An 11930-nucleotide genomic window follows, 5' to 3' on the forward strand; every position below is an offset into this window, starting at 1 on the left:
AGGCGCTGAGCTTTCGCTCAGCGCCTCTTTTCGTTCGCGCCGCATTCCACCGAGGCGCGGTTCCACTCTCCAGATAATGGCATCTACAAAGAGTAATCAACACTTTCCACCTAGTTTTCCACCGGGTTTTGGGGAAATCCCGGACGGTTTTCTGCCATTCGGCCCCGGTTTTCCACCGGCGTTTTCACTGGTTGGGGGAAAACAGGGGCCGGTTTCCACCGGGTCTATGGAAAAAGTATACCCAAAGTTGTTAAACCGTTTCGGGCGGCAGGTTGACCGTGAAGTCCACCTGCCCGGCGGACACGTCGGCGCGCACCGCCATCACCCGCAGGCGCTGGCCCACCCGGTAGCGCTTGCCGCCGAACGACCCGACGAGGGTGATCGCCCCGTCGAACTCGTAGGTGTCGTCCTCCAGGGAGCTGATGTGCACCAGCCCCTCCACCCCGCTCTCCAGCGCGACGTAGAAGCCGTAGGAGGCCACCGCGCTGATCACCCCGTCGAAGACCTCTCCGATGTGGCGCTGCATATACTGCGCCTTGAAGCAGTCGTCGCAGGAGCGCTCCAGACCCGAGGCGCGCAGCTCCCGCTCGCTGGAGAGCTCGGCGGCCCGCCCCGCAAAGGGCCCGAAGCGCTTTTGCAGCCGGTCCTTGTCCTCCCTCGCCAGCGCGGCGCTGATGATCCGGTGGACCGCAAGGTCCGGGTAGCGCCGGATCGGCGAGGTGAAGTGCGCATACTGCGAGAGCACCAGCCCGTAGTGGCCGATGTTTTTCTCACTGTAGCGCGCCTTGGCCATGCTGCGCAGGATCTGGTTGTTGACCACGATCTCCAGCTCCTGCCCGCGCACCGACTCGAGGATGTCCCGCAGCACCCCCGGACGCAGCCGGTCGGTCACTGGGGGCGTCTTGATCCCCAGCCGGCCCAGCAGCTCGAAGAGGGCGGCCACCTTTTTTTCGGGCGGGTACTCGTGTATCCGGTAGACGAAGGGCAGCCCCTCGCGTTCGGCGAAGGCGGCGGCCGCCTGGTTGGCCAGGAGCATGAACTCCTCGATCAGCTTTTCGCTGCGTCCCTGCACCCGGGGGCGGATGTCCGCGACCTCCCCGTGCCCGTCGAAGAGGAACTCGCTCTCCACCGAGCTCAGATCGATCGCCCCGCGCGCCTTGCGGCTCTGAAAGAGCTTGCCCGCCAGCCGGTCCATCTGCCGCAGGGTGGGCAGCAGCGCGCCGTATTTTTTCATCAGCTCGGGCGGCTCCTCCCCGCACAGCAGCCGGTTGATCTCCTCATAGACCCCCTTGACCCGCGAGCGGATCACGCTCTTCCCAAAACGAAAGCCTTGCAGCTCCCCGTCCTCGCCCAGCTCCAGCAGCGCCGAAAGCGTCAGCCGGTCCTCCCCCTCGTTTAAAGAGCAAATCCCGTTGGAGAGGGAGGGCGGCAGCATGGGGATCACCTGGTCGGCGTAGTAGATCGAGGTGCCGCGCTCCAGCGCCTCCTCATCCAGCGGGGAGCCGGGCGCGACGTAGCGGCTCACGTCGGCGATGTGCACCCCCAGCAGCCAGCCGCCGTCCTCCCGCTTTTTGAGGGATACCGCGTCGTCGAGGTCCTTGCTGTGCGCCGAGTCGATGGTAAAAATCTCCTCGCCCCGCAGGTCCAGCCGCCCGGAAAGCTCCTCCCCCGCGATTCCCGCGCGCTCGATCGAGGCGGCCTGCTCTAAAATTTCATCTGAAAAACCGGGACGGATGTCGTTAGCGCGCAGCAGGGCGGCCGCGCAGGCGCGCGCGCTTTGGGCCGGGCCGGTCACGGCCAGGACCCTTGCGCGGTGGTCGCGGTGGCGCTGTGCGCGCTTGTGGATGAGCGCGACCACCTTGTCGCCGTCCCGCGCGCCGCCGGTGTGGTTGGGGGCGACGATTACCTCGCCCTTCATGCCGCTGTCCGGGCGCACCCAGCAGCTGCCCTCGCCCCGGCAAAAGACCCCGGTGAAAACGTAGCGCGCCGGCTCGAGGATTTTGACCACCTCTCCCTCGCGCAGCTCGCCCCGTCCCGGGCGCTCGCGCAGCTGGACCCGGTCCCCGGGCAGCGCGCCGAGCAGAAGCCTGCCGGGGATGAAGAGCTCCTCCCCCGTTGCCGCCTCGGTGACGAAGGCAAATTTCTCATGCACCGTGCCAACCTTGGCCTCGATCAGCTTATCGGCCCGCTTTGCCTTCGCCGGGCGGCCCTGCAGGACGAACCCCGCTTCGGTGCGCCGGACTATCCCTTCCTTGTTTAGGCGGTTCAAATGCTTATAGAGCCTGCCGCGCATGGCCCCCCGCAGCCCCAGGCGCTTTTGCAGCTGGGTCGCCGAGACGGGCTCATTCTGGTCCAGCAGGCCGATTATTTTTTCTTTCAGTTCTTTCTCTGTCATAGTTCTCCTTTTTTGCATTTCTCTTTTGTCTTAGTATGCCCGCAGCAGGCCCATGATACAAAGGCGCCCCGCTTTCAGATGGAAAGCGGGGCGCCTGTCTTCATTTCGGTTTAGAAATAAACGACGACAACGTTGAGCAAAATAAGCAGCACCATAAATGCAATGGTACCGATCTTGGTCACGTTTTTAAGGGTGGTGCTCAGGGTCTTACCGGCGTTGCGGCCGAAATTCTCATTCTGCTCCTGCCCGGTGAGCGCGCCCATGCCGCCCTTGCCTTCCTGCATCAAGATCGCGATGGTCAGCCCGATGGCGATCAAGATCAGCAGCACGCCGACGACGATTTCAAAAGCTCCCATTGTGTTTCCTCCCGGTTTTCCTGTTATCCTAAGGCCGCATATGCGGACGCCATGATTCTTGTGCTAAACAATGATAGCACAAGTTTTGCCAATATGCAAGCGGTATTTTTAAGATTTTAGACGAGCACCACGATCACATTGTAGAGCAGCACCACCGTCAGGATGGTCGAGAAGCCCGCGCACATCCAGAGATAACCCCGGCGCGCACGCTTGGTCGGGTAGTTGCCGCAGAGCATCCCGAACAGCACGCAGGCGATCACCAGACCGATCACCGTGATCCCCACCGCGATGGCGAAGCGGGGGATGGCGGGCAGCAGCGGATCGATCACCTTGGAAAGGGGGGCGCTGAGCAGGTAAAACCCCGGAACGATCAGCAGCGGCAGCATGGACAGGGCCATCTCCCGGCGTCCGCTGCGCGCGGTCATAAAAATCAGGATGGCAATCACCGCGATAATCGCCACACACTCCATAAACATCATTTTTCGCTCACACCCTTCTCCCTTGCCGCCAAAGGAAATTTACAGCTTTTCGAGCAGCTCGCGCACCGCGTCGCTCTCGGGGCAGATGGCCAGCATGACGGTGCGGCCCTTCTGCACGATCACCGCGCTCTCAATCTTGGGCATCTCCTCGGGATGGTAATCCTGGAAGTTGAATTTCAGGTCGTCCACCCGCCGATCAATCGCCGCGCGCACCGACTCCACATCCGAGTCGCTCTTGGCGGTGACGATCGCCACCTCCTCGGGGGTCGCGCCGCTGCCGCTGACATAGACGGCGTAGCTCTCCACCTGTGTGAGGTCCAGCAGCGGATAGCTCGCGCCGATCACCGAATCCTCCTGCTTCACCAGTTCCTCGGTATAGCCGCCCTTCTCCATCACCGACTGGGCGGTGGCGTCCGCGTCGATCGCGGACGCCCCACCCTTCTCGCCGCATCCGGCCAGGATCGTCACCGAAAGCGCCGAGGCAAGCAGCAGCGCGCCGAAACGTTTTAACGTCATTTTTTTCGTTCTCCTTCCTTTTCCCCTTTGAGGGTGTGGCTGCGAAGATAATCGAACCACTTTTCATAGTAGCTGGGGCCGAAGTGCATCCCGTCGCTCGAGGCGTCGGCCGGCAGCGCGCCGTCCGCGCCCTTGAGCGCTTCGGCCACATTGACGAAGGGCAGCCCCTTCTTTTTGCAGTATTCCATCAGGGCGCGGTTATAACGGTCGATCTTCCCGTTGGCGTAGATCCCGTTTTCCGAGAGCGATTTTTCCATCGTCACCGGCAGGATCGACTGGATGAAGATCTGCGCCTTCGGGTGCTGGGCGGCCACCGCGTCCACAAAGCCGCCGTAGTAGCTCAAAAACTGCTCCTGCGAGAGCCACCCGACCCCGTTGGCCCCCAGCATGATGTAAATCTTGGCGGGCGAGTAGGCGGACATCGTCTCGAGGATGGTGTGCAGCTCCCCCTCCTTGTCCCGGATGGCGGGCTTTGTGAGGATGGTGGTCGGGTTGATCCCGGTGCTGGCCACCACCGTCGCGCCGGACATCACGCTGTAGAGGGAAATCCCGCTGGTGATCGAGTCGCCCACGAACATGGCGTCGTCAAAGTAACTGTCGTCCACCGCCTCGCTTGCCGCCACCTGGTAGGGCAGCGAGAAGTCCGGCCGCTCGTCCGGCGCGCCGGACGAGGACGGCTTCCCCACTTCTCCTCCGGCCGGGACCACGATGTCCCCGGCGCTCTCCTCTGATGAGGACGAAGCGCTCTCCTGCCCGCTCTCTGCTGCGCCCTTCGAGGCGTTGACCACGATCGGCGCCGAGGATGCCGGGGCCGAAGAGGAAGACGCCGTGGAGGGCTCCCCGCTGGAGGACTGGCTGCTTGCGGCCTTCCCGCTGGCCCCCGCCGTCAGCGAGGCGCCCAGGGTTTCGACGCTGCGGGCCGCTTCCTGCTGGTTTTGCAGCGCCCAGGCGATGATCAGCGCCAGGATGCAGACCCCCGCCGCGCCCAGCAGAAGCAGCAGCCAGTTCTTTTTATGGATATGAAACCCGCCCCGTTTGATGCGGTATCCGCTTTCCTTGTTTGCCATTTGCGCTCAGTTCCTCCCGCAGCGATCATGCCCGCTATAGGAAGTGCGCGGGAGAATCGATCCTGTGTATTGAAACATCGTATTCGGATAAATTATACTACACAAATCTTCACGCGGCAAACATTATCTATGAAAGTTCAGAATTCCTTTACATCCCGTGTGTGTTGGCAACCATTGACAATCGCCCGAAAATAACGTTTAATAAAGGGTGGGGCAATCCTATGATTGCCCCTGTATATTGGTTTATTCAGTCTTCGGGGGCGGCGCGCCCCCACTTAAAATACAGGCTCAAATCCGTTTTGTGGAGGCAAGGGAATGTCGAAACGCACGCAAAAACAATATGACAACCAGAGCATCTCGTCCCTCAAGGGGGCGGACCGGGTGCGCAAGCGCCCGGCGGTTATCTTCGGCTCGGATGGGATCGAGGGGTGCGAGCACTCGATGTTCGAGATCCTCTCCAACTCGATCGACGAGGCGCGCGAGGGGCACGGGGAGCGGATCATTGTCACCCGCTTCGCCGACGGGTCGATCGAGGTCGAGGACTTCGGGCGGGGGATCCCGGTCGATTATAACGAAAACGAGCAGCGCTACAACTGGGAGCTGGTCTTCTGCGAGCTCTACGCCGGCGGCAAATATGACAACCAGAGCGCGGACAGCTACGAGTTTTCCCTCGGGCTCAACGGGCTGGGGCTTTGCGCCACCCAATACGCGTCGGAATATATGGACGTTGAAATCTACCGCGACGCGCTCAAATACACCCTGCACTTCGAGCACGGCGAAAACGTGGGTGGGCTGCAAAAGGAGGAGGTGCGCCGTCAGAAGACCGGCACCAAGATCCGCTGGCGGCCCGATCTCAAGGTCTTTACCGACATCGACATCCCGCTCGAGTACTATGCGGACACCATCAAGCGCCAGGCGGTGGTCAACCCCGGCGTGACCTTCGTGCTCAAAAACCAGACGGCCGAGGGGATGGACACCCAGGAGTTTTTCTACGAACATGGGATCACCGACTACCTGGGCGAGCTGGTGGAGGGCGAGGCGCTCACCCCGGTGCAGTATTTCGAGGCCAAGCGCCAGGGCCGGGACCGGGAGGACAAGGACGAATACCGGGTCAAGCTGTCGGTGGCGTTCTGCTTCTCCAACCGCCACAGCCACATCGAATACTATCACAACTCCTCCTGGCTGGAGCACGGCGGCTCCCCCGAGCGGGCGGTGCGCGTCGCCTTTGTGGGGGCGATCGACGGCTACCTGCGCCAGGGCGGGAAGTACCTCAAGAACGAAAGCAAGATCACCTTCGCCGACGTGGAGGACTGCCTGGTGCTGGTCTCCAGCTCCTTTTCCACCCAGACCTCCTACGAAAACCAGACCAAGAAGGCCATCACCAACAAATTCATCTATGAGGCGATGACCGACTTCTTAAAGCAGAACCTGCAAATCTACTTCATCGAAAATCCGGACGACGCGCAGAAGATCGCCGAGCAGGTGCTCATCAACAAGCGCAGCCGGGAGAACGCCGAGAAGACCCGGCTCAACCTCAAAAAGAAGCTGGCCGGGTCGATCGACCTCTCGAACCGGGTGCAGAAGTTTGTGGACTGCCGCTCGCGGGACGTAAACGAGCGCGAAATCTACATCGTGGAGGGCGACTCGGCGCTGGGCGCCTGCAAGCTCGGTCGGGACGCCCAGTTCCAGGCGATCATCCCGGTGCGGGGCAAGATCTTAAACTGCCTCAAGGCGGACATCGACCGCATTTTCAAAAGCGACATCATCACCGACATCTTCAAGGTGCTCGGCTGCGGGGTCGAGCTCAAGGCCAAGGCGAACAAGGAGCTCAGCTCCTTCGACCTTTCGGGCCTGCGCTGGAACAAGATCGTCATCTGCACCGATGCGGACGTGGATGGCTTCCAGATCCGCACCCTGATTTTGACCATGCTCTACACCCTCGCCCCCACCCTGATCGAGCGGGGCTTCGTCTACATCGCGGAATCCCCGCTTTACGAAATCAACACCAAGGACAAGGTCTATTTCGCCTACAACGAGGCCGAGAAGGCGGATGCGCTGCAGAAGATCGGGGAACAGAAGTACACCATCCAGCGCTCGAAGGGGCTGGGCGAGAACGAGCCGGATATGATGTGGCTAACCACCATGAACCCGCAGACACGGCGGCTGATCAAGGTCTCGCCCTCCGAGGCGAAGGCCACCGCCGAGATGTTCGAGCTGCTGCTGGGGGACAACCTCGAGGGGCGCAAGCAATTCATCGCCGACTACGGGGCGCAGTACCTCGATGCGGCGGACCTGAGCTAAGGGAGGAGGCGATCCAATATGGCGAAAAGCAAAAAGGAGCGGCCGGTAAAACACGCGGCCGCCAATGAAAACGCGGTGATCGAAAATGCCGGCGTTCAGATCGACCAGCCGATCACCGAAACGCTGGAAAAGAACTACATGCCCTACGCGATGAGCGTTATCGTCTCCCGCGCCATCCCCGAGATCGACGGGTTCAAGCCCTCCCACCGCAAGCTGCTCTACACCATGTACAAGATGGGGCTGCTCTCCGGCGCGCGCACCAAGTCGGCCAACGTGGTGGGCTCCACCATGAAGCTCAACCCCCACGGCGACCAGGCCATCTACGACACCATGGTGCGCCTCTCGCGCGGCTACGAGGCGCTGCTGCACCCCTATGTGGACAGCAAGGGGAACTTCGGCAAGGCCTTTTCGCGGGACATGGTCTGCGCCGCCCCGCGTTATACCGAGGTCAAGCTCGCGCCGATCGCGGCCGAGCTCTTCAATGAGATCGACCGGGACACGGTGGACATGGTGGACAACTACGACGGCACCCTAAAGGAGCCGGTGCTGCTGCCGGTGCGCTTCCCGACGATTCTGGTCAACTCCAACATCGGGATTGCGGTGGGCATGGCCAGCTCGATCTGCCCGTTCAACCTCCAGGAGGTCTGCAACACCACCATCGAGCTGATGAAAAACCCCGAGCACGACATCTCGCTGACCTTAAACGGGCCCGACTTCCCCGGCGGCGGCTTCATCCTCTATGACCGGGAAACCATGCAAAAAATCTATGCCACCGGGCGCGGCGGGGTGCGGGTGCGCGCACGCTACCACTATGACAAGCAGAACAACTGCGTCGAGGTCACCGAGATCCCGCCCTCCACCACCGTCGAGGCGATCATGGACAAGGTGGTCGACCTCATCAAGCAGGGCAAAATCCGCGAGATTTCCGACATGCGCGACGAGACCGACCTCAAAGGCCTCAAGCTCGCCATCGACCTCAAACGGGGCGTGGACCCGGACAAGCTCATGCAGAAGTTATTTCGCTTCACCCCGCTCGAGGACAGCTTCTCCTGCAACTTCAACGTCCTGATCGCCGGCGCCCCGCGGGTAATGGGGGTGCGCGAAATCCTGAACGAATGGATCGCCTTCCGGCTGGAGTGCCTAAGGCGCCGGGTCTACTTCGACCTGCAAAAGAGCAAGTCGAAGCTCCACCTGCTGCTGGGCCTGCGCAAAATCCTGCTGGACATCGACAAGGCGGTCAGGATCGTGCGGGAGACCGAAATTGAAAAAGAGGTCGTCCCAAACCTGATGATCGGCTTTGGGATCGACGAAATCCAGGCCGAATATGTCGCGGAGATCAAGCTGCGCCACCTCAACCGGGAATATATCCTCAAGCGCACCGAGGAGGTGGACGCGCTGAAGGCCGAGATCGCGGACATGGAGGAGACGCTCGCCTCCCCCAAAAAGATCAAGGCCCTCATCTCCGACGAGCTGCGCGAGGTCAGCAAAAAGTACGGCAAGCCCCGGCGCAGCCTGATTATCGAGCCGGATGAAAACGAGGAGGACCCCTCGATCGAGGAGGTCCCGGATTACCCGGTCAACCTCTTCTTCACCGCGCACGGGTATTTCAAGAAGATCACTCCCCTCTCGCTGCGCATGAGCTCGGAGCAGATGCTCAAGGAGGGCGACTCGATCCTGCAGCAGTGCGAGGCCAGGAACGGGGACGAGCTGCTCTTCTTTACCAACAAGCAGCAAGTTTATAAATCCCGCGCCTGCGAGTTCGACGACACCAAGGCAAGCGTCCTGGGGGACTACCTGCCCGCCAAGCTCGGGTTCGACGAGGGCGAGGTCCCGCTTGCCATGGCGGTGACGCGGGATTATAAGGGCTACATGCTCTTCTTCTTCCAGAATGGCAAGGCCGCCAAGGTGGACCTTTCGGCCTACCAGACCAAGACGCGGCGCAAAAAGCTGCTGAGCGCCTTCTCGGACAAGAGCGAGACGGCGGCCATCTTCCAGCTGGGCGAGGAGCGGGAGTTTTTGATGAAGGCCTCCATGGGCCGTATGCTGATCGTGGACAGCGGGGCCATCTCCTCCAAGACCACCAAGAACACCCAGGGCGTAGCGGTGATGACCCTGAGAAAGAACGCCTTCGTCGAACGGGTGGTACCCTTCAACCCCGAGATGGTGGCAAACGAACATCGCTTCCGCACCAAGAACCTGCCCGCCGCGGGGGCACTGCCCCGGGCGGAGGACGTCGGGGAGCAGCTGACGTTATAGGGCGTTGAGCCCCCTTTCGGGTTAATTTCTGGTTTCCAAAGGACTAAGTCCTTTGGCGGGTGCGGGCAGCGCCCGCGGCCTTTTCCGGGGTGCTGTCACTCGCCTTGACAAAATCCCCCCTCGGATCAGGAAGGGGAGCAAAAAGCTCCCAGTGGGAGGTTTTTGCGTGGGGAAACTCTATCAAGGGGTTTCCCCATGGCGGCGAGGCCGCCATCTTCTCGCGGGAGCTTCTGGGCGGCCGGCGCCCCGGCTTTTCCTCAGCTGCGAGCTGGGCGTACCGTTGCAGATCGAACAGCCCGTAACAAAAAATAGAGCCGGACGGCATATCCTGCCGCCCGGCTTTGTTTTACGAACAAAACAAAACTGCAAACGCAAATAGTCCGTAAAACTAAATCTAGTATGTGCGCGGCGCGCCGGAATATTCCCCGGCGCGCCGACAATTTTTTCTAAAAATCATTCCACGGAAATGATGAAGTAATAGACCGGCTGTCCGCCATCCAGGAAGGAAAGCTCCACGTCGTCCGGCAGCTTTTCACGCAGCGCACTTTCCAGCTGCGCCGCGCGGTCCTCCTCAATGTCCTCGCCATAGAGCACCGTCACAAAACCGGTGTCCTTGTCCATCAGCGAGCGGGTCAGCTTGATCAGCGTCTTTTCGATGTTGGTGTCGGTAAAGAGGAGCTTTCCGCCGTCCAGCGCCAGCAGCTCGCCCTTTTTGATCGAATGTCCGTCAAAGTCGCTGTCCCGCGCGGCAAAGGTGATCAGCCCCGTCTCCACCTTCTCCATCGCCTGGGTCATCAGCGTGCTGTTGCGCTCCGGGCCCTCCTCCTGCTCGAAGGCGAGCATCGCCGCCATCCCCTGCGGGATGGTGCGCGACTGCAGCACGCAGACCTCGCGGTCGGCGAGCCTGCCCGCCTGCTCGGCGGCCATGATGATATTCTTGTTGTTGGGCAGCACAAAGACATATTTGGCCGGCACCGACTGCACCGCGCAGAGAATGTCGTCGGTCGAGGGGTTCATCGTCTGCCCCCCGCTGACCACCCGGTCCACGCCGAGGTCCAAAAACAGCTCCCTGACCCCGTCGCCCGCGGCGACCGCCACAAAGCCGATCTCCCGCCCCGCGTCCACCGGCGCGTAGGGGAACTCCTCCCCCATCTTTGGCGGCTGGTTCATCGCTTTGCGGTTTTCGTGCTGCTCGCGCATGTTCTCAATCTTGATCTTGGTGAGGCTCCCGAATTTGAGCCCCTCCTGCAGCGCGTCGCCCGGGTTGCCGGTATGCACGTGCACCTTGATGATGTCCTCGTCGTCCACCACCACGACACTGTCCCCGCGCGACTCCAAAAAGGCGCGCAGCAAAAGCGGGTCGCGCTCATTTTCCTTCATGACGATAAATTCGGTGCAGTAGGGATAGGTGATCTCGGTTTCGTATTCGCCCGAGGCGTTGTATTCCTGCGCGGCAGGGACCGGCTCGGGGTCGCTCCCCGCGCTCTCGCCCTGCACCATTACCCCGTGCAGGAAGACGCTGGCCATCCCTTCGAGGATGACCACGAAGCCGCGCCCGCCCGCGTCGACCACCCCGGCCTTTTTAAGCACCGGAAGCTGCTCGGGCGTCTTTTCGAGCGCGTCCTTCGCCTCGTCGAGCACGCCCTGCCAGAACTCCTCCATCGCGCAGCCGCCGTCCGCGAGCTGCCGCGCCTTCACCGAAGCCATGCGCGCCACGGTGAGGATGGTCCCCTCGGTCGGCTTCATCACCGCCTTGTAGGCGGAATGGACCCCCGACTCGAGCGCGAGGGCAAAGTCGGCGGGCCCGGCCTCGGCCTTGTCCTTCAGCCCCTTGGCGAAGCCCCGGAACAGCAGGGAAAGGATCACCCCGGAATTCCCCCTGGCCCCGCGCAGCAGGGCGGAGGCGGCAACCTGCGCGACCTGGCCGATGGGGGCGTCGTCCTGCAGCCCCTGCAGCTCGCGCACGCTGTTGCCGATGGTCATCGACATGTTGGTGCCGGTGTCGCCGTCCGGGACCGGAAAGACGTTGAGCGCGTCCACCGCCTGCCGCTGGGCCTGTATGTTGTTGGCCGCGGACAGCATGGCGTCCCGCAGCGTTTTGCCTCTCATCAAATCTTGGACACTCCTTCAAGCAGCGGGAGCACGGCTACCTTGGCCCCCGCCCGTAAAATGATCGGCGTCACTGCGCCTTCATGTCATCCACGAACACGTTGACCTTGGCGACCTCGAAGCCGGTCGCTTCCTCCACGGTGTAGCGCACCTTGTTGACGATGCTCTTGACGATCGCCGAAATGTTCACCCCATAGGTGACCGCGATGTGCAAATCAATCGCCAGGCAGTTATTCCCCGAGCGCACCCGCACGCCCTTGTCGGCGACATCCTTGCGGGAGAGCACCGAGCGGATTCCTTGCGAGGGGTTGCTGAACACCATCCCCGCCACGCCGAAGCACTCCTGCGCGGCGTAGCCCACCAGCTTCGCAAAGTATTCCTGCGAAATCTCGATCGTACCGAGATGATTTTCAATTTTAATCATGAATTTCACTCCTTTGGTCAAGCACTT

Annotated in this window: 9 protein-coding genes; 2 read left to right on the forward strand and 7 right to left on the reverse strand. The window is 61.6% G+C overall.

What is annotated here, in order from left to right; translation table 11 throughout:
- Positions 1–250 precede the first annotated feature (250 nt).
- The 5 genes from rnr to B5477_RS13105 all read right to left on the reverse strand — a co-directional run bounded on the left by rnr (position 251) and on the right by B5477_RS13105 (position 4813).
- On the reverse strand, positions 251–2395 hold the full coding sequence (gene rnr, locus B5477_RS13085) for a ribonuclease R (protein WP_159449054.1): 2145 nt from the start codon (positions 2393–2395) through the stop codon (positions 251–253).
- A gap of 110 nt (positions 2396–2505) precedes the next feature.
- The gene (secG, locus tag B5477_RS13090) at positions 2506–2751 is read right to left on the reverse strand and encodes a preprotein translocase subunit SecG (protein ID WP_079700091.1); all 246 of its coding nucleotides are present in this window, start codon (positions 2749–2751) and stop codon (positions 2506–2508) included.
- A gap of 116 nt (positions 2752–2867) precedes the next feature.
- Positions 2868–3230 carry a hypothetical protein gene (locus B5477_RS13095; RefSeq protein WP_079700092.1) on the reverse strand — a complete coding sequence of 121 codons (363 nt, stop codon included), beginning with the start codon at positions 3228–3230 and terminating at the stop codon, positions 2868–2870.
- Between the two features lie 39 nt (positions 3231–3269).
- Positions 3270–3746: a DUF4358 domain-containing protein gene (locus B5477_RS13100; RefSeq protein ID WP_079700093.1), complete on the reverse strand. Its 477-nt coding sequence runs from the start codon at positions 3744–3746 to the stop codon at positions 3270–3272.
- The gene (locus B5477_RS13105; RefSeq protein ID WP_079700094.1) at positions 3743–4813 is read right to left on the reverse strand and encodes a GDSL-type esterase/lipase family protein; all 1071 of its coding nucleotides are present in this window, start codon (positions 4811–4813) and stop codon (positions 3743–3745) included. Before B5477_RS13105 ends, B5477_RS13100 begins: the two co-directional genes overlap by 4 nt.
- Positions 4814–5128: 315 nt before the next feature.
- Here B5477_RS13105 and B5477_RS13110 point away from each other — a divergent pair, with 315 nt between their 5' ends.
- Complete coding sequence (locus B5477_RS13110) at positions 5129–7114, forward strand: DNA gyrase/topoisomerase IV subunit B (protein WP_079700095.1); 1986 nt, start codon at positions 5129–5131, stop codon at positions 7112–7114.
- A gap of 18 nt (positions 7115–7132) precedes the next feature.
- Positions 7133–9370, forward strand: coding sequence for a DNA gyrase subunit A (locus B5477_RS13115; protein ID WP_079700096.1), 2238 nt, complete (start codon positions 7133–7135; stop codon positions 9368–9370).
- 453 nt (positions 9371–9823) lie between these two features.
- Here the strand turns inward: B5477_RS13115 and B5477_RS13120 are convergent, their stop codons facing one another.
- A complete protein-coding gene (locus B5477_RS13120) occupies positions 9824–11482 on the reverse strand; it encodes a DAK2 domain-containing protein (protein WP_079700097.1) in 1659 nt (552 codons plus the stop codon).
- Positions 11483–11549: 67 nt separating this feature from the next.
- Positions 11550–11903 carry an Asp23/Gls24 family envelope stress response protein gene (locus B5477_RS13125; RefSeq protein ID WP_079700098.1) on the reverse strand — a complete coding sequence of 118 codons (354 nt, stop codon included), beginning with the start codon at positions 11901–11903 and terminating at the stop codon, positions 11550–11552.
- Between the last annotated feature and the right edge of the window lie 27 nt (positions 11904–11930).

The sequence above is a fragment of the Provencibacterium massiliense genome, assembly GCF_900169495.1.
GTDB classification, from domain to species: Bacteria; Bacillota; Clostridia; order Oscillospirales; family Ruminococcaceae; genus Harryflintia; species Harryflintia acetispora.

Coding starts and splice junctions, on each gene's coding strand:
- rnr (WP_159449054.1), bottom strand. CDS start 2,395: ATGACAGAGAAAGAACTGAAAGAAAAAATAATCGGCCTGCTGGACCAG.
- secG (WP_079700091.1), bottom strand. CDS start 2,751: ATGGGAGCTTTTGAAATCGTCGTCGGCGTGCTGCTGATCTTGATCGCC.
- B5477_RS13095 (WP_079700092.1), bottom strand. CDS start 3,230: ATGATGTTTATGGAGTGTGTGGCGATTATCGCGGTGATTGCCATCCTG.
- B5477_RS13100 (WP_079700093.1), bottom strand. CDS start 3,746: ATGACGTTAAAACGTTTCGGCGCGCTGCTGCTTGCCTCGGCGCTTTCG.
- B5477_RS13105 (WP_079700094.1), bottom strand. CDS start 4,813: ATGGCAAACAAGGAAAGCGGATACCGCATCAAACGGGGCGGGTTTCAT.
- B5477_RS13110 (WP_079700095.1), top strand. CDS start 5,129: ATGTCGAAACGCACGCAAAAACAATATGACAACCAGAGCATCTCGTCC.
- B5477_RS13115 (WP_079700096.1), top strand. CDS start 7,133: ATGGCGAAAAGCAAAAAGGAGCGGCCGGTAAAACACGCGGCCGCCAAT.
- B5477_RS13125 (WP_079700098.1), bottom strand. CDS start 11,903: ATGATTAAAATTGAAAATCATCTCGGTACGATCGAGATTTCGCAGGAA.